Origin of the sequence: Streptomyces noursei, assembly GCF_016917755.1 — a bacterium.
Taxonomy (GTDB): domain Bacteria; phylum Actinomycetota; class Actinomycetes; order Streptomycetales; family Streptomycetaceae; genus Streptomyces; species Streptomyces yunnanensis.
Map to the genome: position 1 here is coordinate 6,126,327 of NZ_CP070326.1, position 23,710 is coordinate 6,150,036.

A 23,710-nucleotide genomic window follows, 5' to 3' on the forward strand; every position below is an offset into this window, starting at 1 on the left:
AGATGTCGAACGAGGAGAAGCTTCTCGATTACCTCAGGCGTGCCACCGTCGACCTCGGCGAGGCCCGCCGGCGAGTCCAGGAGCTTGAGGCGGGGGAACAGGAACCCATCGCGATCATCGGCATGAGCTGCCGCTATCCGGGAGGCGTGAACTCCCCGGAAGACCTGTGGCAGCTGGTGGCCGACGGTGGCGACGCGATCTCGCCGTTCCCGACCGACCGTGGTTGGGATCTGGCCGCGCTCTACGACCCGGACCCGGACCACACCGGCACCAGCTACGTCCGGGAGAGCGGTTTCCTGCACGACGCGGCCGAGTTCGACCCGGCGCTCTTCGGGATCTCGCCGCGTGAGGCGCTGGCGATGGACCCGCAGCAGCGACTGCTGCTGGAGACCTCCTGGGAGGCGTTCGAGCGGGCCGGTATCGCGCCGACCGCGCTGTCCGGCAGCCGGACGGGTGTGTTCGCCGGCCTGATGTACCACGACTACGCGACCCGGCTGCACGAGGTACCCGACGGCGTCGAGGGCTACCTCGGCACGGGCAACTCGGGCAGTGTCGTCTCCGGACGCATCGCCTACACCTTCGGTCTGGAAGGTCCCGCGGTCACCATCGACACGGCGTGCTCGTCGTCCCTGGTGGCCCTGCACCTGGCCGCGCAGTCACTGCGCAAGGGCGAGTGCACGCTGGCGTTGGCCGGTGGCGTCACCGTGATGTCCACCCCGGCCGCGTTCGTGGAGTTCAGCAGGCAGCGCGGACTGGCCGGGGACGGACGCTGCAAGTCGTTCGCCGGCGCGGCGGACGGCACCGCATGGTCCGAGGGCGCGGGGATGCTCCTGGTGGAGCGGTTGTCCGACGCGCAGCGCAACGGGCATCCGGTGCTGGCCGTGGTGCGCGGCACCGCGGTCAACCAGGACGGCGCGAGCAGCGGCCTGACCGCGCCCAACGGCCCCGCGCAGCAGCGCGTCATCCGCCAGGCACTGGACAGCGCCGGGTTGACGCCCCAGCAGGTGGACGCGGTGGAGGCGCACGGCACCGGCACCACCCTCGGCGACCCGATCGAGGCGCAGGCGATCCTGGCCACCTACGGCCAGGATCGTGAACGGCCCTTGTGGCTCGGATCGTTCAAGTCCAACATCGGGCACTCCCAGGCCGCGGCCGGCGTCGGCGGCGTGGTGAAGATGGTCATGGCGATGCGGCACGGTGTGCTGCCGAAGACGCTGCACGTGGACGAGCCGACGCCCAAGGTCGACTGGTCGGCCGGTGCCGTCTCCCTGCTGACCGAACAGATCGAGTGGCCGCAGACCGGCGAGCCGCGGCGCGCCGGCGTTTCGTCGTTCGGAGTCAGCGGCACCAACGCGCATGTCGTACTGGAGCAGCCGCCCACTGCCGAGCCGAAGCCGAAGCCGAAGCCGGAGTCGGAGCAGGCCACCGACGTCGTGCCGTTGGTGCTGTCCGGTGCGACCGAGCAGGCGTTGCGCGCGCAGGCCGCCCGCCTGCTGTCCTACGTGGACTCGACGCCCGACCTGCGCCCGGCGGACGTGGGCTTCTCACTGGCGACCGGCCGCGTCGCGCTCGAACACCGGGGCGCATTGGTTGCCTCCGACCTGGACTCCCTCCGCGCCGGACTTGAGGCCCTGGCGACCGGTGACGCGAACGGTGCCGTACGGGGCACTGCCACGGCAGATGACCGACCGGTGTTCGTCTTCCCTGGTCAGGGCGCTCAGTGGGTGGGCATGGCGGTGGAGCTCTTGGACTCCTCGCCGGTGTTCGCGGAGTCGATGCGGGCGTGTGCGCAGGCTCTTGCGCCGCACGTCGAGTGGTCGTTGTTGGACGTGCTGGGCGACGCTGAGGCGTTGGAGCGGGTTGATGTTGTTCAGCCTGTGCTGTTTGCGGTGATGGTCTCCCTGGCCGCGTTGTGGCGTTCGTACGGTGTCGAGCCGGCGGCTGTCGTAGGCCATTCGCAGGGCGAGATCGCGGCCGCGTGTGTGGCGGGTGCGTTGTCGCTTGATGATGCTGCGCGGGTGGTGGCGTTGCGGAGCAAGGCGCTGCTCGCCCTGTCCGGTCGCGGTGGGATGGTGTCCGTCTCCCTGCCGGTCGACGAGGTCACCGGGCGTCTTGAGCGGTGGGGCGGTCGGATCTCCGTCGCCGCGGTGAATGGCCCGGGTTCGATTGTCGTCTCCGGTGACGTCGATGCACTGGATGAACTCCTCGCTGACTGTGAGGAGTCTGGGGTTCGGGCTCGTCGCATCCCGGTGGACTATGCGTCGCATTCGGCGCATGTGGAGGAGATCCGCGACGAACTCCTGAGCATCCTCGCGGACATCACCCCGCGCCCGTCGCAGGTGCCGTTCTACTCCACGGTGACGGTGGAGCGGATCGACACCAGCGTGCTGGACGCCGAGTACTGGTACCGCAACCTTCGCCAGACGGTTCGGTTCGAGGAGACCGTGCAGCTGCTCGCCGAGCAGGGCCACCGGCTCTTCGTGGAGTCCAGCGCGCACCCCGTGCTCACGCTGGGTGTGCAGGAGACGTCGGAGCAGGTGACTGCGATCGGCTCCCTGCGGCGTGACGAGGGCGGCCTGGACCGGTTCCTGCTGTCGCTGGCCGAAGCGCATGTGCAGGGCGTGACCGTCGACTGGACGGCCGTGTTCCCCGGTGCTCGCTGGGTGGACGATCTGCCCACGTACGCCTTCCAGCGCCAGCGCTACTGGCTCGACGCGGGCAGTCCGGCTGGGGCGGTGGATTCGGTCGATGCCGAGTTCTGGCGCGCGGTGGAGCGCGAAGACCTGGAGCGTGTGACGGACACGCTGAACGTGGACGGCGCCGACCCGCTGAGCAAGGTGCTGCCCGCGATGTCCGCATGGCGGCGTGCCCGCGCCGAGGAGTCCACGGTGAACTCCTGGCGTTACGGCGTCGCATGGCATGCGATCGGCGAGACCACCGCCGCGCGCCTGTCCGGGAACTGGCTCGTGGTGCGGCCCGCCGGGCGCACCGACGAGTGGACGACCGCCACCGTCGCCGCGCTGACCGCGCACGGCGCGCACGTGGTCGAGGCCGAGGTGACCGACGTCGACAGGGAGGCCCTGCGGGCCGCTCTGCCGTCCGACATCGAGCTGTCCGGTGTGCTGTCCCTGCTCGGTCCGGCCGATGAGCCGCACCCGCTGCACCCAGTGCTGTCCGTCGGTGTGGCCGGAACGGTCGCGCTGGTGCAGGCCCTGGGGGATGCCGGGATCGACGCGCCCTTGTGGTGCGTCACCCGGGGCGCGGTGTCCGTGGGCGGCTCCGACCAGGTGTCCCACCCGGCGCAGGCACAGGTCTGGGGGCTCGGCCGGGTCGCGGCCCTGGAACACCCGGAACGCTGGGGCGGACTGGTGGACCTGCCCGAGGCCCTCGACGACCGGGCGGTGACCCGACTGGTCGGCGTGCTGGCCGGTGCGGGTGACGAGGACCAGCTCGCGGTGCGTTCCGCCGGTGTGTTCGTGCGGCGGCTCCAGCCGGCTCCGATAGCGGAGCGCGGTCTTCGCAAGTGGCGACCGTCCGGCACCGTGCTGGTGACCGGCGGTACCGAACCGCTGGGTGCCAGGGTTGCGCTGTGGCTCGCCCAACAGGGCGCGGAACACCTGCTGTTGACCAGCCCCGACCCGCGGGACACCGCCGACCTGGAGGCCGAGCTGGCCGAACTGGGCGCGAAGGTAACCGTCGCCGTCTGCGACGTGACCGACCGGGACGCGGTCGCACGGCTGCTGGCCTCGGTGCCCGCCGAGCATCCGCTCACTGCCGTGGCACACTCCTCTCCCGCCGCCGAGATGTCCGCGCTGGCTGACACCGAACTCGCCGACTTCGCCCAGGTGTTGTCCTCCCGGGTCTCCGGCGCCGCGCACCTCGACGAACTGCTCGACTACGACTCTCTGGAAGTCGTTGTCTACTTCTCCTCGGTCGCCGGTGTCTGGGGCAGCGGCCGTCAGAGCGCCTACGCGGCGGGCAACGCGTTCCTGGACGCACTGGCCGAGCGGCGCAGGGCCACCGGCGCGCGGGCCCTTTCGGTGGCCTGGAGCCCGTGGCAGGGCTCGGAGACCGCCGCCGACGCGGACGGTGCGGAGTTCCTGCGCAAGCGTGGCGTGCGGGCGATGGCGCCCGACCTGGCGCTCACCGTGCTTCAGCAGGTCCTCGATCACAACGAGCCGTTCGTGGCGGTCGCGGACGTGGACTGGGACCGGTTCCTGCCGGGGTTCACGGCGCTGCGGCCGAGCCCGCTGTTCGCCGAGCTGCCCGACGTGAAGCGCATCCTGGCCGCGGCGGAACAAGGCAAGGACGAGCAGTCGACAACCGCCTCCGAACTGGTCCGCAGTCTGTCCGGACTGGCCGAGCCGGAGCAGCAGCGGATCGTCCTCGACCTGGTGCGCGACCACTTGGCGGCGGTCCTCGACCACGCCAGCACGGACGCCGTGGCGGTCGAGCGTGCCTTCCGTGAGCTGGGTTTCGACTCGCTGACCGCGGTGGACCTGCGTAACCGGCTCAACACGGCCACCGGACTCAAGCTGCCCGCCACGCTGGTCTTCGACTACCCGACCCCGGTGGCGCTCGCCGAGTTCCTGCGCGCCGAACTGGTCGGTTCGGACCGTGCGGTCGCGGCAGTGACGACCGTCGCGCCGGTGGACGACGAGCCGATCGCGATCGTGGGCATGGGCTGCCGCTTCCCCGGCGACGTGCGCACACCGGAGGAACTGTGGCAGCTGGTCGAGGGCGGCCACGACGCGGTGACCGGGTTGCCGGAGAACCGCGGCTGGGACATCGACGCGTTCTACGACCCCACTCGCCAGCGGTCCGGTTCTTCCTACGTCCGCCACGGCGGATTCCTGCACGACGCGGCGGAGTTCGACCCGGCGTTCTTCGGGATCTCGCCGCGTGAGGCGCTGGCGATGGACCCGCAGCACCGGCTGCTGCTGGAAACCTCCTGGGAGGCGTTCGAACGGGCCGGAATCGACCCGGCGTTGGTGCGCGGCAAGCAGGTCGGCGTGTTCGCCGGGACCAACGGCCAGCACTACATGCCGCTGCTGCAGAGCGACCAGGACACCTTCGACGGCTATCTGGCGACCGGTAACGGTGCGAGTGTGCTGTCGGGCAGGGTTTCGTACACGTTCGGTCTCGAAGGTCCGGCGGTGACGGTCGACACGGCGTGTTCCTCGTCGCTGGTCGCGCTGCACCTGGCGGCGCAGGCGCTGCGGCAGGGCGAGTGCGAACTGGCGTTGGCCGGCGGCGTGACGGTGATGTCCACCCCGGACATGTTCTTCGAGTTCAGCCGCCAGAACGGCCTGTCCCAGGACGGTCGGTCCAGGGCGTTCGCCGCCGGGGCGTCAGGCTTCGGCCTCGCCGAGGGCGCGGGCATGTTGGCGCTGGAGCGGTTGTCTGACGCACGTCGGAACGGGCATCCGGTGCTGGCGGTGCTGCGGGGTTCCGCGGTGAACCAGGACGGTGCGTCCAATGGTCTGACGGCGCCGAACGGTCCGTCGCAGCAGCGGGTGATCCGCCAGGCGCTGGCCAACGCGGGCCTTGGCACGTCGGACGTCGATGTGGTGGAGGCGCACGGCACCGGCACGACGCTGGGTGACCCGATCGAGGCCCAGGCACTGCTGGCCACGTACGGCCAGGGCCGCGAACGGGCGTTGTGGCTGGGGTCGTTGAAGTCGAACATCGGTCACACTCAGGCCGCTGCTGGTGTGGCCGGTGTGATGAAGATGGTGTTGGCGATGCGGCACGGTGTGCTGCCGAAGACGCTGCACGTGGACGAGCCGACCCCTGAGGTGGACTGGTCCGCGGGTGCGGTGTCGTTGCTGACCGAGCAGGTGGAGTGGCCGCGGACGGGCGCGCCGCGGCGGGCCGCGGTGTCGTCGTTCGGGATCAGCGGCACGAATGCGCATGTGATTCTGGAGGAGGCACCGCCGCAGGTTGACGCGGAGCCCGTTGCGGCATCGACGGGTGCGGCGCCGGTGGGTGTGGTGCCGTGGGTGGTCTCGGGCAAGACCGAGGCCGCGCTGCGTGCACAGGCGGCCCGTCTGCTGTCGTACGTGGATGCCACGCCTGGTTTGAACCCGGCGGAAGCGGGCCTCTCACTGGCTGCCGGCCGCGCAGCCTTCGAGCATCGCGCTGCGGTGGTCGGGGCCGACCTGGCTGCCTTCCGCTCCGGACTCGCCGCGCTCGCGGACGCCGGTTCCGCTCCCCATCTGGTTCAGGGCGTCGCGGGCGGCCGCAAGGTCGTGTTCGTCTTCCCTGGTCAGGGTTCGCAGTGGGTGGGCATGGCGGTGGAGCTTCTGGGCTCTTCGCCGGTGTTCGCGGAGTCGATGCGGGCGTGCGCTGAGGCTCTTGCGCCGCACGTCGAGTGGTCCCTGTTGGATGTGCTGGGTGACGCTGAGGCGTTGGAGCGGGTTGATGTTGTTCAGCCTGTGCTGTTTGCGGTGATGGTGTCGCTGGCGGCGTTGTGGCGTTCGTACGGTGTTGAGCCGGCGGCTGTCGTCGGCCATTCGCAGGGTGAGATCGCCGCGGCGTGTGTGGTGGGTGCGCTCTCGCTGGATGACGCTGCGCGGGTGGTGGCGTTGCGGAGCAAGGCGCTGCTGGCTCTGTCCGGCCGGGGCGGGATGGTGTCCGTCTCGCTGCCGGTCGACGACGTCGCCGGGCGTCTTGAGCGGTGGGGCGGTCGGATCTCCGTCGCCGCGGTGAATGGCCCGGGTTCGATCGTCGTCTCCGGCGATGTTGACGCGCTGGATGAACTCCTCGCTGACTGTGAGGAGTCTGGGGTTCGGGCTCGTCGCATCCCGGTGGACTACGCGTCCCACTCGGCGCACGTGGAGGAGATCCGCGACGAACTCCTGACCATCCTGTCCGACATCACCCCACGCCCGTCGCAGGTGCCGTTCTTCTCGACGGTGTCGGTGGAGCGGATCGACACCAGCGTGCTGGATGCCGAGTACTGGTACCGGAATCTCCGGCAGACGGTTCGGTTCGAGGAGACCGTGCAGCTGCTCGCCGAGCAGGGCCATCGCCTCTTCGTGGAGTCCAGTGCGCACCCGGTGCTGGCGATGGGCATCCAGGAAACGTCCGAGCAGATTGTGGCCCTGGGGTCCCTGCGGCGTGATGAAGGTGGCCTGGACCGGTTCCTGCTGTCGCTGGCCGAAGCCCACGTGCACGGCGCGACCGTCGACTGGACGGCCGTCTTCCCCGACGCCCGCCGCGTGGACGACCTGCCCACCTACGCCTTCCAGCGTCAGCGCTACTGGCCGGAAGCGGTTGCGGGCCGGATGGGCGACCTCTCCGCCGTTGGTCTCGACTCCGCGGATCACCCGCTGCTGGGTGCCGCTGTCCCGCTGGCCGGGGCGGATGGCTTCCTGTTCGCGGGGCGCTTGTCGCTCGCCACCCACCCGTGGTTGGCCGATCACGCCGTGATGGGCTCGGTGCTGTTGCCCGGTACGGCTTTCGTCGAGCTTGCGATCCGTGCCGGAGACCAGGTCGGCTGTGGCCACCTGGAAGAACTCACCTTGGAAGCGCCGCTGGTCTTGCCCGAGCGCGGCGGGGTCCATCTGCAACTGGTGATCGACGCGGCGGACGACTCCGGTCGCCGGTCGCTGCACCTGCACTCCCGCCAGGGTGACGACGGGCCGTGGACGCGGCACGCTACCGGCACGCTGAACGCCGGCCAGGGCACCGTGGCCCCCGAAGACGGCAGCTGGCCCCCCGCCGGGGCGGTCGCCGTCGACCTGTCCGGGCGCTACGAGTACCTGGCCGCACAGGGCTATGACTACGGCCCGACGTTCCAGGGTCTGCGTGCGGCCTGGCGGCGCGGCGACGAGGTCTTCGCCGAAGTCGCCCTGGCACCGGAGCAGCAGGACGGCGCGGCTCGGTTCGGGCTGCATCCCGCCCTGTTGGACGCCGCGGTTCAGGCGGTCGGTCTCGGTGACTTCCTGCCGAACGCCGAGCACGGCTACCTTCCGTTCGCCTGGAGCGGGGTGCATCTGCACGCGGCTGGTGCGGCGGCGTTGCGGGTCAAGGTGTCCCGGGCCGGTCAGGACGCGGTGGCGCTCGCGGTCGCCGACAGCAGCGGCGAACCGGTGGCGTCGGTGGCGTCATTGGTGCTGCGTCCGGTGACCGAGGAGCAGTTGGCAGTGGCCGATGCCGCTACGCACGACTCGCTGTTCCGGTTGGACTGGTCGGACATCCCGGTCGCGGGGAACCCGGCGGTCCCGGCGAGCCCGGCGAGCCCGGCGAACCCGGAGGCGGGGCACGGCCGTTGGGCGTTGATCGGTGCGGACGAGCTCAAGCTTCAGGCGGAGCTGGCCGCCGCCGGTGTCGAACTCGACGCCTACCCGGACCTGGCCGTCCTCGGCGCAGCGGATGCCGTGCCGGAGCTGGTGTTCGTGGCCTTCCCGCCGAACCATGGCGTCGCGCTGTCGCCCGCGGAGGTGCGCGGGGCCACGGGCGCCGCACTGGGGATCGTCCAGGCGTGGTTGGCGGACGAGCGGTTCGCGGAGTCGCGGTTGGTGCTGGTCACCAGGGGTGCCGTCGCGGCCGGAGAGTCGCAGGACGTGTCGGACCTCGTGCATGCCCCGCTGTGGGGCCTGGTCCGGTCCGCGCAGCTGGAGAATCCGGACCGGCTGGTGGCGCTGGACCTGGACGAGCACGACGCCTCGTACCAGGTGGTTGCTGCGGCGCTGGCGACCGGCGAACCGCAACTTGCCGTCCGTGAGGGTGTGGTGTCCGCGCCGCGCCTGGTGCGGGTCACCGGAGACGGTTCGCTGGTGCCGCCGAACAGCTCGGCATGGCGGTTGGACATCGCGGAGAAGGGCACGCTGGAGAACCTGGCCCTCACCGAGTGCACGGCCGACACCGAACCACTGGCCGAGGGCCAGGTGCGGATCGAGGTGCGGGCCGCGGGCCTGAACTTCCGCGATGTGCTGATCGCCCTCGGCATGTACCCGGACGAGGCACTGATGGGCAGCGAGGGTGCGGGCGTTGTGCTGGAGGTCGGGCCGGGAGTGACCGGTCTCGCCCCCGGCGACGCGGTGATGGGCCTGCTCTCCGGCGCGTTCGGCCGGGTCAGCGTGACCGATCACCGACTGGTCACCAGGATGCCGTCGGGTTGGTCGTTCACGCAGGCGGCCTCGGTGCCGGTGGTGTTCCTCACCGCCTACTACGCGCTCAAGGACCTCGCCGGGTTGGGTGCGGGCGAGTCGGTGCTGATCCACGCCGCCGCGGGTGGTGTGGGCATGGCTGCGGTGCAGCTCGCGCGGCATTGGGGTGCCGAGGTCTTCGGGACCGCGAGCCCCGGCAAGTGGGACTTGCTGCGTTCGCTGGGCTTCGACGACGCGCACATCGCGTCGTCGCGTACCCTCGACTTCGAGGAAAGCTTCCGCAGTGCCACGGACGGCCAGGGCGTAGACGTCGTACTGGACTCCCTGGCCCGGGAGTTCGTGGACGCCTCACTGCGGCTGCTGCCGAGGGGCGGCCGGTTCGTGGAGATGGGCAAGACCGACGTCCGGGATGCCGAGCAGGTCGCTGCCTCGCACCCCGGCGTCACCTATCGCGCGTTCGACCTGATGGACGCCGGACCCGACCGCATCGCCGAGATGTTGGGTGAGTTGGTGGGGTTGTTTGGTCGTGGTGTGTTGCGGCCGTTGCCGGTGCGGGGTTGGGATGTGCGACGTGCTCCGGAGGCGTTGCGTTTCTTGAGTCAGGCGCGGCATGTGGGCAAGTTGGTGTTGACGGTGCCGCGTGGGGTGGATCCGGAGGGGACTGCGCTGGTCACGGGTGCTACTGGTGTGTTGGGTGGGTTGGTGGCCCGGCATCTGGTGGTGGAGCACGGTGTGCGTCGGTTGGTGTTGGTGGGTCGGCGGGGGTTGGGGGCGCCGGGTGCTGAGGAGTTGGTTGCGGAGCTGACGGGGTTGGGTGCGTCGGTGTCGGTGGCGGCGTGTGATGCGGCTGATCGTGATGAGTTGGCTGGGGTGTTGGCGGGGATTTCGCGGGAGCATCCGTTGACTGCGGTGGTGCATGCGGCGGGTGTGTTGGATGACGGTGTGGTGGGGTCGTTGTCTGCGGAGCGGTTGGCTGCGGTGTTGCGGCCGAAGGTGGATGCGGCGTGGAATCTGCATGAGTTGACGGCTGGTCTTGATTTGTCGTTGTTTGTGTTGTTCTCGTCGGTGTCGGGGACGTTGGGTGGTGCGGGGCAGGCGAATTACGCGGCGGCGAATGTGTTTCTTGATGGGTTGGCTGCGCATCGTCGTGCGTTGGGTTTGTCGGGTGTGTCGTTGGCGTGGGGGTTGTGGGCTCGTTCGAGTGGGATGACGGGGCATCTTGGGGATGTCGATGTGCAGCGGATGACGCGGGTTGGTGTGGGTGCGTTGTCGGTTGAGGAGGGTCTGGCGTTGTTCGATGCGGCGATCGGACGGCCCGAGGCCACCGTCGTACCGATGCGCCTGGACACCCGAACCCTGCGCGCCGCGGACGTGCCGCCGTCGCTGCGAGGTCTCGCCCGCGGTCCGGTCCGGCGGATGGTCGAGGCCGGCGCCGCCGCCTCGCACGGCCCGTCGCTGGCACAGCGGCTGGCCGAGACGCCGGAGGCGGATCGGAGTCGGGTCCTGCTCGACCTGGTACGGACCCATGTCGCGACCGTGCTCGGACACGCCTCCGGAGCCGCGATCGAGCCAGGACGAGCCTTCCAGGAGGTCGGTTTCGACTCGCTGACCGCCGTCGAACTGCGCAACCGCCTCAACGCAGCCACCGGCCTGCGCCTGCCACCGACGCTGGTCTTCGACTACCCGACCCCGACCGCGCTCGCCGAACTCCTGCGCGCCGAGCTCCTGGGAGACGAGGCCGCTGACGGCAGCTCGTTGCTGACCGAGCTGGAACGCCTGGAAGCGACGCTCGCCGCGATCGTGCCGGACGACATGAGCGCCATCGCACCGGACGAACAGGCACGCGCCGACATCACCGCGCGCCTGAAGTCCCTGCTGTCCCAATGGGACGACGTGCGGGGCGATGTGGACGGCCGAGGGGTCGCGGAACAGATCGAGTCCGCGTCCGATGACGAGATCTTCGACCTGATCGACAGCAAGTGGGGACGTGAGTTGTGATGGCGAGCGAAGAGAAGCTTCGGGCGTACCTCAAGCGCGTGGTGACCGACCTGGACGACGCCACCGAGCGGCTGCGCCAGGTCAAGGAGAAGGAGCACGAGCCGATCGCGGTGGTCGGCATGGCATGCCGCTTCCCCGGCGGGGTCGCCTCGCCGGAGGACCTCTGGCAGCTGGTCTCCTCCGGCGGCGACGCGCTCTCGGCCTTCCCGACCGACCGCGGCTGGGACCTCGGCGCCCTGCACGCGGAAGACGCAGAGCGCGGGACCTCGTACACCAAGGAAGGCGGGTTCCTCTACGACGCGGGCGAGTTCGATCCGGCGTTCTTCGGGATCTCGCCGCGTGAGGCACTGGCGATGGACCCCCAGCAGCGGCTGCTGCTGGAGACCTCCTGGGAGGCGTTCGAACGAGCCGGGATCGACCCGGGCTCCCTGCGCGGTAGCCAGGTCGGTGTCTTCGCCGGCGCCTGGTACTCCGGCTACGTCGAGGGCATCCGGCGATCCGACCAGAACCTCGACGGCTTCCTGCTCACCGGCGGCGCGAGCAGCTTCGTGTCCGGGCGGATCGCCTATGTGCTCGGCTTCGAAGGCCCCAGTTTCACCGTGGACACCGCGTGTTCCTCGTCGCTGGTCGCACTCCACCTGGCGGCCCAGTCACTGCGGAAGGGCGAGTGCACGCTCGCGCTGAGCGGCGGCGTCACCGTCATGTCGGGCCCGGACACCTTCATCGAGTTCAGCCGCCAGGGCGGGGTGGCCGCGGACGGTCGCTGCAAGGCGTTCTCGGCCGCCGCGGACGGGTTCGGCCCCTCCGAGGGCGCCGGCATGCTCGTCCTGGAGCGGCTGTCGGACGCCCGCCGGAACGGGCATCCGGTGCTGGCCGTGCTGCGCGGATCGGCAGTGAACTCCGACGGCGCGAGCAACGGGCTGACGGCCCCCAACGGACCGTCGCAGGTCCGGGTGATCCGGGCGGCGCTGGCCAACGCGCGACTCTCGGCACGCCAGGTCGACGTGGTCGAGGCGCACGGCACCGGTACCTCCCTCGGTGACCCGATCGAGGCCCAGGCGCTGCTGGCCACCTATGGTCAGGATCGCGAACGGGCGTTGTGGCTGGGGTCGTTGAAGTCGAACATCGGTCACACTCAGGCCGCTGCTGGTGTGGCCGGTGTGATGAAGATGGTGTTGGCGATGCGGCACGGTGTGCTGCCGAAGACGCTGCACGTGGACGAGCCGACGCCCAAGGTCGACTGGTCGGCCGGTGCCGTTTCTCTGCTGACCGAGCAGGTGGAGTGGCCGCGGACGGATGCGCCGCGGCGGGCCGCGGTGTCGTCGTTCGGAATGAGCGGCACGAATGCGCATGTGATTCTGGAGGAGGCGCCGCCGCAGGTTGAGGCGCAGGCCGTTGCCGCGCCGGTGCCGGGTGCGGTGCCGTGGGTGGTTTCGGGCAAGACCGAGGCCGCGCTGCGTGCACAGGCGGCCCGCTTGCTGTCGTACGTGGATGCCACGCCCGAGCTGAACCCGGTGGATGTGGGCTTGTCGCTCGCTGCGGGGCGTGCTGCTTTTGAGCATCGTGCTGCGGTGGTCGGTGCTGACCTGGCTGCCTTCCGTGGCGGCCTGGCTGCGCTGGCGGATGCGACTGCGGCGCCTGGTGTGGTGCAGGGCACCGTGGCGGGTGACCGTGCGGTGTTCGTTTTCCCTGGTCAGGGTTCGCAGTGGGTGGGCATGGCGGTGGAGCTTCTGGATTCCTCGCCGGTGTTCGCGGAGTCGATGCGCGCGTGCGCTGAGGCCCTTGCCCCGCACGTCGAGTGGTCGTTGCTGGACGTGCTGGGCGACGCTGAGGCGTTGGAGCGGGTTGATGTTGTTCAGCCCGTGCTGTTCGCGGTGATGGTCTCCCTGGCGGCGTTGTGGCGTTCGTATGGTGTCGAGCCGGCGGCTGTCGTCGGCCATTCGCAGGGTGAGATCGCGGCTGCGTGTGTGGCGGGTGCGTTGTCGCTGGATGATGCTGCGCGGGTTGTTGCGTTGCGGAGCAAGGCGCTGCTGGCTCTCTCCGGTCGTGGCGGGATGGTGTCCGTCTCGCTGCCGGTCGACGACGTCGCCGGGCGTCTTGAGCGGTGGGACGGTCGGATCTCCATCGCCGCCGTCAACGGCCCGGGTTCGATTGTCGTCTCCGGTGACGTCGACGCGCTGGATGAACTCCTTGCCGATTGTGAGGAGTCTGGGGTTCGGGCTCGTCGCATCCCGGTGGACTACGCGTCCCACTCGGCGCATGTGGAGGAGATCCGCGAGGAGCTCCTGAGCATCCTGGCGGGTATCGCTCCCCGCCCGTCGCAGGTGCCGTTCTTCTCGACGGTGTCGGTGGAGCGGATCGACACCAGTGTGCTGGATGCCGAGTACTGGTACCGGAATCTTCGGCAGACGGTTCGGTTCGAGGAGACCGTGCAGCTGCTCGTCGAGCAGGGCCACCGGCTCTTCGTGGAGTCCAGTGCGCACCCGGTGCTGGCGATGGGTATCCAGGAGACGTCCGAGCAGATCGTGGCCCTGGGGTCCCTGCGGCGTGATGAAGGTGGCCTGGACCGGTTCCTGCTGTCGCTGGCCGAAGCCCACGTGCACGGGGCGACCGTCGACTGGACGGCCGTGTTCCCCGGCGCTCGCCGCGTGGACGATCTGCCCACCTACGCCTTCCAACGTCAGCGCTACTGGCTGGAAGCCGGCTACCCGGGACAGGCCGACCCGTTGGACGACGAGTTCTGGGCGGCCGTCGAGCGTGCGGACGTACCGGAGCTGGCGGCTGCGCTGCGGGTTGACGTGGATGCTCCGCTCAGCGCGGTGCTGCCCGCCATGTCCGCCTGGCGCCAGACCCGTCGTGAGAAGAACACGGTGGACTCGTGGCGCTACCGGATCGACTGGAAGCGGGTTGCCAACCCCTCGGCACCGAAGCTTTCCGGTACGTGGCTGGTCGTGACGACCGGCGAGCGGACCGGGACGTTCGACGCGCTCACGGCGCACGGGGCGGAGCTCGTCCACCTGGAGCTCGATCCGGGCTCGGCGGACCGGGCGACGCTCGCCGTACGGCTGCGTGAGCTGGCGGCCGATGCCGAGATCGACGGGGTGTTCTCCTTCCTCGGGCAGGCCGGCGCCGCGCATCCGGCGCACCCGGTGTTGCCCGCCCATGTCGCCGCCACGGTGGTTCTGGTGCAGGCGCTCGGCGATGCGGAGGTGTCCGCGCCGCTGTGGATCGGCACTCGGGGCGCGGTTGCCACCGCGTCGGGCGAGGAGGTCGACCCGGACCAGGCCCAAATCTGGGGCCTCGGCCGGGTATTCGGCCTGGAGCACCCGGAACGCTGGGGCGGCTTGGTCGACCTGCCCGAGGTGCACGACGAGCGGACGGCGACCGTTCTGGCCGGGGTGCTGGCCGGGCTCGACGACGAGGACCAGGTGGCGGTTCGCCCCGCGGGTGTCTTCGCGCGTCGCCTGGCACACGCGCCGCTCGGCACCGCGTCCGTGCCGGACTGGCAGCCGCGCGGCACGGTGCTGGTCACCGGCGGCACCGGCGCGTTGGGCGCGCACGTCGCCAGGTGGCTGGCCGGGGCCGGTGCGGAGCGGCTGGTGCTGACCAGCCGCCGTGGTCTGGACGCGCCCGGTGCGGTCGAGCTGCGGGACGAACTGGCCGCGCTCGGCCCGGAGGTGCTCGTCGAGGCGTGCGACGTCGCGGACCGGTCGTCGGTGGCGGCGTTGGTGGAGCGACTGACGGCACAGGGCGAACCGATCCGCGCGGTGGTCCACGCCGCCGGTGTGGGCGACGGGGCGCCGCTGGCGGGCACCACGACGGCCGAGTTCGCCGACGTGCTCGCCGCGAAGGTCGGCGGTGCGCTGCACCTGGACGCCCTGCTGGACAACGATGCCTTGGACGCCTTCGTGCTGTTCTCGTCGAACGCGGGGGTCTGGGGCAGCGGCGGGTTGGCCGCCTACGCCGCGGCCAACGCGTTCCTGGACGGGTTCGCACAGCAGCGCCGCGGCCGTGGCCTGCCTGCCACGTCGGTGGCCTGGGGCCTGTGGGCCGGTGCGGGCATGGCCGAGGGGACCAACGAGGAGTTCCTCCTCCGCCGCGGCCTGCGGGCGATGGCGCCGGAACTGGCGGTCGCGGCACTGCGCCAGGCGGTCGGCCAGGCGGAACCGTTCGTCGCCGTGGCCGATGTGGACTGGGCACGGTTCGTGCCTGGCTTCACGGCGGCGCGTCGTCGTCCGCTGATCGAGGACCTGCCCGAGGTCCGGGACGCGGCCGGAGCGGAGACCGAGGGCACGGACGCCGGCGCGGCACTGCGGGAGCGACTGGCGGGGCTGCCGGACAGCGAGCAGGCCCGGACCCTCCTGGAGCTGGTGCGAGGCCAGGTCGCCGCTGTGCTCGGCCACTCCTCGGCGGACACGGTGGAGGCCACCAGGGCGTTCCGCGAGCTGGGCTTCGACTCGCTGACCGCGGTGGAACTACGGAACCGGCTGAACGCCGCGACCGGGCTGAAGTTGCCACCCACGCTGGTGTTCGACCATCCGACGCCCACCGCGCTGGTGGAGCGCCTGCGCACCGAACTGGCGCCGGAGGGCGACTCCGAGCCGACGCTCGATCCGGAAGAGGCCCGTATCCGGCAGGCGCTCGCCGCGGTTTCGCTGGACGAACTGCGCGCGGCGGGCCTGCTGGACGCACTCCTGGAACTCGCCGGGGCATCCGACGCCACAGAGGCCGCGGAGAGCTCGGACAGCCGGGAACGGCTCGACTCGATCGACTCGATGGACCATGACGACCTGTTGCGGATGGCGCTGGGTGAAGCCGAATCCGCCGAACCGTGGAGCTCATGATGGCTGCCTCCAATGAGAAGGTGTTCGAGGCGCTGCGAGCCTCACTGAAGGAGACCGAACGGCTCCGGCAACAACACCGGCAACTCACCGCCGCTGCGCGGGAGCCGATCGCGATCGTGGGCATGGCCTGCCGGTATCCGGGTGACGTGGAGTCGCCGGAGGACCTGTGGCGGCTGGTCGACGAGGGCCGGGACGCGGTCGTCGGGCTGCCCGAAGACCGCGGCTGGGACATCGAGGGGCTGTACCACCCGGACCCGGACCACCCCGGCACGTCGTATGCGCGTGAGGGCGGCTTCGTCGCCGACGCCGCCGAATTCGACGCCGAGTTCTTCGGGATCTCGCCGCGTGAGGCGCTGGCGATGGACCCGCAGCAGCGGCTGCTGCTGGAGGCGTCCTGGGAGGTCTTCGAGCGGGCGGACATCGACCTGGCTTCGGTGCGCGGCAGTCGGACCGGGGTGTTCGTCGGCGCGTCGTACCAGGGCTACGGGCCGGGGGCACAGCAGGCGCCGGAGGGCACCGAAGGCTATGTGCTGACCGGCAACGCCTCCGCTGTCCTTTCCGGGCGGGTGGCCTACACCCTCGGCCTGGAGGGTCCCGCGGTCACGTTGGACACCGCGTGTTCGTCGTCCCTGGTCGCCCTGCACCTCGCGTGCCAGGTGCTGCGCCAGCAGGAATGCACCCTGGCACTGGTCGGCGGGGCCGCGGTCATGGCCAACCCCGGTGCCTTCATCGAGTTCAGCCGTCAGCGCGGGCTCGCGCCGGACGGTCGGTGCAAGTCGTTCGCGGAGGCGGCGGACGGCACCGGCTGGGGCGAGGGTGTCGGTGTGCTGCTGCTGGAGCGGCTCTCCGATGCCCGCCGCAACGGACACCGGGTGCTCGCCCTCGTCCGTGGTTCGGCGATCAACCAGGACGGTGCGAGCAACGGCCTCTCCGCGCCGAGCGGCCCTGCCCAGCAGCGGGTGATCCGCCAGGCACTGGCCAACGCGCGGCTGACCCCGTCGGACGTGGACGCGGTGGAGGCGCACGGCACCGGCACCCGGCTCGGTGACCCGATCGAGGCGCAGGCGCTGCTGGCCACGTACGGCCAGGACCGCGAACAACCGCTGCTGCTCGGCTCGCTGAAGTCGAACATCGGGCACACCCAGGCCGCATCCGGTGTGGCAGGTGTGATCAAGATGGTGCAGTCCATGCGGCACGGTGTGCTGCCGAAGACCCTGCACGTGGATGCGCCGTCGTCGAATGTCGACTGGTCCGCCGGTGCGGTTTCGCTGCTGACGGAGCGGGTTGACTGGCCCGATGCGGGACGGCCGCGTCGGGCTGCCGTGTCGTCGTTCGGGGTCAGTGGCACCAATGCGCATGTGATCTTGGAGCAGGCTCCCGCCGAGGACCAGGACCAGGACCAGGACCAGGGCGACAACCAGGACGAGGTCGCTGGCGAGGCGCATGCCGTTGGTGCGGTGCCGTGGCTGGTGTCGGGCAAGTCCCAGTCGGCGTTGCGTGCGCAGGCGGCGCGGTTGTTGTCGTTCGTGGATGCCACGCCTGGGCTGAATCCGGTCGATGTGGCGTCCTCGTTGGCGACGGCGCGTACCGCGCTGGGTCATCGTGCGGTGCTGGTCGGCGCGGGTCAGGACGACTTCCGCGGTGGGTTGGAAGCGTTGGCTTCGGGTGCTTCGGCGTCCGGGGTGGTGCGTGATGTGGTGTCCGAGGGCCGGTTGGCGTTCTTGTTCAGTGGTCAGGGTTCGCAGCGGGTGGGGATGGGGGGTGAGTTGTATGAGTCCTCTCCGGTGTTCGCGGCGGCGTTGGACGAGGTGTGCGGGCGGTTCGATGCCGGCCTCGAGTGTCCGCTGAAGGATGTGCTGTTCGGCGAGGGTGAGGGTGCCTTGCTGGATCAGACGGCGTATACGCAGCCTGCGTTGTTCGCCGTTGAGGTGGCGTTGTTCCGGTTGGTGGAGTCGTGGGGCGTCCAGCCCGACTTTGTGGCGGGGCACTCCATCGGTGAGTTGGCGGCGGCGCATGTTGCGGGTGTGTTGTCGCTGGAGGATGCCTGCACGCTGGTGGCGGCTCGTGGCCGGCTGATGCAGGAGTTGCCGTCGGGTGGTGCGATGGTGGCGGTTCAGGCGTCGGAGGACGAGGTCGCGCCGCTGCTGGTCGAGGGTGTGAGTGTCGCTGCGGTCAATGGTCCGATGTCGGTTGTCGTCGCGGGTGATGAGTCCGCGGTCCTGGAGATCGCTGCCGGTTTTGAGGGGCAGGGTCGTAAGGTCAAGCGGCTCGCGGTCAGTCATGCGTTCCATTCGCCGCACATGGACGGGATGTTGGAGGAGTTCCGGAAGGTTGCGGAGGGGCTGGTCTATGGGGCTCCGCGGATTCCGGTCGTGTCGAATCTGACTGGTGCGGTGGTGTCGGGTGAGGAGATCGGCACCGCGGATTTCTGGGTCCGGCACGTCCGTCAGGGCGTCCGCTTCCGTGACGGGATACGGGCGCTGGAAGACGCGGGTGTGACGACGTACGTCGAGCTCGGCCCGGACGGCACGCTGACCGCTCTCGCCCAGGACTGCGTCAGCGATCTGGACGGCAAGGCGTTCGTTCCCGTGCTGCGCGACGGTCGCCCGGAGGTCGAAGCCCTCACCGCGGCGGTCGGCCGTGCCCACGCGCGTGGTGTGACGGTCGACTGGCGGGCGTTCTTCGCCGGAGTGGGAGTCCGTCGGGTGGATCTGCCGACGTATGCCTTCCAGCGGGAGCGGTACTGGTTGGACTCCGGTGTGGATGTGGCGGATGTGTCATCGGCGGGTTTGGTGTCGGCGGAGCATCCGTTGCTGGGTGCGGCGGTGGAGTTGCCTGAGGGGTTGGTGTTCACCGGGCGGTTGGCGGTTTCGACCCATGGGTGGTTGGCCGATCACGTGGTGATGGGTTCGGTGTTGTTGCCGGGTACCGCGTTTGTGGAGTTGGCGGTGCATGCCGGTGTGCGGGTCGGTTGTGGTCTGTTGGAGGAGCTGACCCTTGAGGCGCCGTTGATCCTGCCGGAGCGGGGCGGTGTCCAACTGCGCGTCACCGTAGGCGAACCGGACCAGACGGGGGCGCGCCCGGTACGGGTGCACTCCCGGCCCGCACGCGGCGAGGACCAGCCGTGGACCCGGCACGCCAGCGGGACGCTGACCGCGGCCGCGCCGGCGCCGACCAGCGGACTCGGCGGCGTGTGGCCGCCGGCGGAGTCGGTGGCGGTGGACGTCGATGGTTACTACCAGCGTCTGGTGGAGTCCGGTTACGGCTACGGACCGGCGTTCCAGGGCCTGCGCGCGGCCTGGCGGTGCGGCGAGGAGGTGTTCGCCGAGGTCGCCCTGCCGCAGGAGAACCAGGCCGACGCGGCCCGGTTCGGGCTGCACCCCGCGCTGCTCGACGCCGCACTGCACGCGGTCGGCAAGGGCGAGTTCTTCGCCGACTCCGGCCCGGTCCGGCTGCCGTTCGCCTGGCGCGGTGTCGCGCTGCACGGCCACGGTGCGGGTGCGTTGCGGGTACGGATCTCGCCTGCCGGGCAGGACGCGGTGTCGGTACTGGTGGCCGACGGCACCGGTGCGCCGGTGGCGTCGATCGAGTCGCTGGTGCTGCGCCCGTTGTCCGTGGAACAGCTGAACAGTGCCAAGGCCGCGCACCACGACGCGCTCTTCCGGGTGGACTGGTCCGAGCTCCGGACCGAACCGGCCACCGCCCGGGTGGCACTGCTCGACGCCACTGAGGACCTCGTTACCGAGGACCTCGCCGCCGGACTGCGGGACGGCGGCTGCGCGGTGGAGGTGGGCGACGACCTGGCCGCTCTCGCCGCGACCGACGTTCCGGAACTGGTGCTGGTCACGCTCGGCGGGACGGCGGGGCCGCCGCGTGCCGACGCGGTGCGCGCCGCCACACACCGGGCGCTGGAACTGGTCCAACGCTGGCTCGCCGACGATCGGTTCGGCGCGTCGCGGCTGGTTCTGATGACCCGAGGCGCGGTCGCCACGGGCGCGGACGACGAACTGTCGGACCTGGCCGGCGCCGCCGTATGGGGTCTGATCCGCTCGGCACAGTCCGAGCACCCGGACCGTTTCGTGCTGGTCGACACCGACGGCCGAGCCGTCTCCCACCAGGCCCTCGGGGCCGCCCTGGCCACCGGAGAACCGCAGCTCGCGGTGCGCAAGGGAGCCGTGCTCGGGGCCAGGCTGGCCAGGGTCGGGCAGCCGGTGCAGGACGCGGCGCCGAAGCTGGACCCGGCCGGTACGGCGCTGGTCACCGGCGCCACCGGCACCCTCGGCCGACTGGTCTCCCGGCACCTGGTCACCGCATACGGCGTCCGACAGCTGCTGCTGACCAGCCGCCGTGGCGAGGCCGCCGCCGGCGCCAAGGAACTCGTCGCGGAACTGGCCGAGTTGGGCGCCGAGGCACGGGTGGCGGCCTGTGACGTGGCCGATCGGGACGCCTTGGCCGCACTGCTGGCCGAGGTGCCCGCGGAGCATCCGCTCACCGCGGTGGTGCACACCGCGGGCGTGCTCGACGACGGCGTTCTCGAAGGACTGACACCGGAGCGGATGGACACCGTGCTGCGGCCCAAGGTGGACGCCGCGCTCAACCTGCACGAGCTGACGGGCGACACGGACCTGGCGATGTTCGCGCTGTTCTCGTCGGCCGCGGCCACCATGGGCAGCGCCGGCCAGGCCAACTACGCGGCGGCCAATGCCTTCCTGGACGCGCTCGCACGCCACCGCGCCGACCAGGGGCGTCCCGCGGTTTCGCTGGCCTGGGGCCTTTGGGCGCAGGCCAGCGGCATGGCAGGCGACCTCGGTGACACCGACCTGACCAGGATGCAGCGGTCCGGGGTCGGCGGACTGACCCCGGAGCTGGGCCTGGCGTTGTTCGACGCGGCGCACACCCTGGCCGAGCCTGCGGTGGTGCCGATCAGACTGGACGTCGACGCGGTCCGCGCGCCGGTACCCGCGCTGCTGCGCGGCCTGATCCGCGGCGCGACACGGCCGGCGGCCGTCGCGGCCGAAGGCCCCTCGCTCCGGGAACGGTTGGCCGGGCTGACCGTGGCGGAGCGGGAGGCGGTGCTGCTCGACGTGGTCCGGGCGCACGCCGCCACCGTGCTCGGCCACGCGAGTGCCCAGGCCGTCGAGGAGGACAAGACCTTCGGCGACCTGGGATTCGACTCGCTGACCGCGGTGGAACTGCGCAACGGGCTCACCGCGGCCACCGGACTGCGACTGCCGGCCACGCTGATCTTCGACTATCCGACCCCGGCCGCCCTGGCCGACTACCTGCTCACTGAACTACCCGTGGAGAACACACAGTTGGCGGTGTTCGGGGACCTCGACCGGCTGGAGGTCGCGCTGTCCGCGATCACCGCCGAGGACACCCGCACACAGCTCGCCGGACGGTTGCGGAAGCTGCTCGCGCAGGTGGACACCCCCCGGGCGGACAGCCCGGCGGCGGTCGACAACCTCGACGAGGCGACCGACGACGAGCTCTACGCCCTGCTGGACGGTGATCTCGGTGCGTCCTGAGCAAGCCCCCCAAACCACCGTGGATTTCCGGACGCCCCAAGGGAGTCGAAGTGTCACCGACTAACGAAGACAAGCTCCGCAGCTACCTCAAGCGAGCCATCGCCGATCTGCAACAGACCCGGGACCGCCTGGCCGAGGTCGAGGCAGGGGACCAGGAACCGATCGCGATCATCGGCATGGCCTGCCGCTACCCCGGTGGCGTCGGCTCGCCGGAGGACCTGTGGCAGCTGGTGGCGTCGGGCACCGACGCCATCGCGGCGTTCCCCGACAACCGCGGCTGGGACGTGGACGGGATGTACCACCCGGACCCGGACCACGCCGGCACCACATACGTGCGGGAAAGCGGATTCCTCTACGACGCGGCGGAGTTCGACCCCGCGTTCTTCGGGATCTCGCCGCGTGAGGCGCTGGCGATGGACCCGCAGCACCGGCTGCTGCTGGAAACCTCCTGGGAGGCGCTGGAGCGGGCCGGCATCGACCCGGCTTCGGTGCGCGGCAGCCGGACCGGCGTGTTCGCCGGCATGATGTACCACGACTACGCGGCCCGGCTGAACGTCGTGCCGGAGGGCCTGGAGGGCTACCTCGGCAACGGCAGCGCGGGCAGCATCGCGTCCGGCCGGGTGGCCTACACCCTTGGCTTGGAGGGCCCGGCGGTCACCGTGGACACCGCCTGCTCGTCCTCGCTGGTCACCCTGCACCTGGCCGCGCAGTCACTGCGCAAGGGCGAGTGCACGCTGGCGTTGGCCGGTGGCGTCACCGTGATGTCCAGCCCCGGCTCGTTCATCGAGTTCAGCCGCCAGCGCGGGCTTTCCCCGGACGGCCGCTGCAAGGCGTTCTCCGCCGACGCCGATGGCACCGGCTGGGGCGAGGGCGTGGGAATGCTCCTCGTGGAGCGGCTGTCCGACGCCCGCCGCAACGGACACCCCGTACTCGCCCTGGTGCGCGGTTCCGCGGTCAACCAGGACGGTGCGAGCAACGGCCTGACCGCGCCGAACGGCCCTTCGCAGCGGCGTGTCATCCAGCAGGCGCTGGAGAACGCCAACCTCTCCGCCCAGCAGGTGGACGTGGTGGAGGCGCACGGCACCGGCACCCGACTCGGTGACCCGATCGAGGCCCAGGCACTGCTGGCCACCTACGGCCAGGACCGCGAACGGGCGCTGTGGCTGGGGTCGTTGAAGTCCAACATCGGCCACACCCAGGCCGCCGCCGGTGTGGGCGGCGTGATCAAGATGGTGATGGCCCTCCAGCACGGCGTGCTGCCGAAGACGCTGCACGTGGACGAGCCGACTCCCGAGGTGGACTGGTCCGCGGGTGCGGTGTCGCTGCTGACCGAGCAGGTCGAGTGGCCGCAGACCGGCGAACCGCGCCGGGCCGCGGTGTCGTCATTCGGCGTGAGCGGCACCAACGCGCACACGATCCTGGAACAGGCACCGCCGATCGAGGCACAGTCCGTTGCCGCGCCGGAGCCGGGTGTGGTGCCGGGTGTGGTGCCGTGGGTGGTCTCGGGCAAGACCGAGGCCGCGCTGCGTGCACAGGCATCCCGTCTGCTGTCGTACGTGGACTCGATGCCCGATCTGAACCCGGCGGATATCGGCATCTCGCTGGCCGCGGGCCGCGCAGCCTTCGAGTACCGTGCCGCGGTGGTCGCCACCGACCCGGCCGACTTCCGCTCCGGACTCGCCGCGCTCGCGGACGCCGGTTCGACTCCCCATCTGGTTCAGGGCGTCGCGGGCGGCCGCAAGGTCGTGTTCGTCTTCCCTGGTCAGGGTTCGCAGTGGGTGGGCATGGCCGCGGAGCTCTTGGACTCCTCGCCGGTGTTCGCGGAGTCGATGCGGGCGTGTGCGCAGGCTCTTGCGCCGCACGTCGAGTGGTCCCTGTTGGATGTGCTGGGCGATGCTGAGGCGTTGGAGCGGGTTGATGTTGTTCAGCCTGTGCTGTTCGCGGTGATGGTGTCGCTGGCGGCGCTGTGGCGTTCGTACGGTGTTGAGCCGGCCGCTGTGGTGGGCCATTCGCAGGGTGAGATCGCTGCCGCGTGTGTGGCGGGTGCGTTGTCGCTTGATGATGCTGCGCGGGTGGTGGCGTTGCGGAGCAAGGCGCTGCTGGCGCTGTCTGGTCGGGGTGGGATGGTGTCCGTCTCCCTCCCCGCAGATGAGGTCGCCGAGCGCGTTGAGCGGTGGGGCGGTCGGATCTCCGTCGCCGCCGTCAACGGCCCGGGCTCGATCGT

The 23,710-nt window shown here is 70.7% G+C and carries 4 protein-coding genes (1 of these 4 running past the window's edge); all 4 read left to right on the forward strand.

The annotated features are described in order from the left end of the window. Positions 1-2 precede the first annotated feature (2 nt). Tightly spaced (each overlapping or abutting the next), the 4 genes in view from JNO44_RS27035 to JNO44_RS27050 form a layout consistent with a single transcriptional unit that may run on beyond the window. Positions 3-11,114, forward strand: a complete 11,112-nt coding sequence (locus tag JNO44_RS27035) for a type I polyketide synthase (protein WP_205366451.1) — start codon at positions 3-5, stop codon at positions 11,112-11,114. Further along, complete coding sequence (locus JNO44_RS27040; RefSeq protein WP_420882690.1) at positions 11,111-15,958, forward strand: type I polyketide synthase; 4,848 nt, start codon at positions 11,111-11,113, stop codon at positions 15,956-15,958. Before JNO44_RS27035 ends, JNO44_RS27040 begins: the two co-directional genes overlap by 4 nt. Continuing rightward, positions 15,955-21,486, forward strand: a complete 5,532-nt coding sequence (locus tag JNO44_RS27045; protein ID WP_420882691.1) for a type I polyketide synthase — start codon at positions 15,955-15,957, stop codon at positions 21,484-21,486. The genes JNO44_RS27040 and JNO44_RS27045 overlap by 4 nt, the downstream gene beginning before the upstream one ends. Continuing rightward, positions 21,483-23,710: the beginning of a type I polyketide synthase gene (locus JNO44_RS27050; RefSeq protein ID WP_478219204.1), read on the forward strand. 7,906 nt of this gene lie beyond the right edge of the window; the window shows 2,228 of its 10,134 coding nt (coding positions 1-2,228); the start codon lies at positions 21,483-21,485; its stop codon lies off the right edge, out of view. The genes JNO44_RS27045 and JNO44_RS27050 overlap by 4 nt, the downstream gene beginning before the upstream one ends.

Excerpts from the sequence above, each read along its gene's own strand:
- JNO44_RS27035 (WP_205366451.1), top strand. The coding sequence starts at position 3 with ATGTCGAACGAGGAGAAGCTTCTCGATTACCTCAGGCGTGCCACCGTC.
- JNO44_RS27045 (WP_420882691.1), top strand. The coding sequence starts at position 15,955 with ATGATGGCTGCCTCCAATGAGAAGGTGTTCGAGGCGCTGCGAGCCTCA.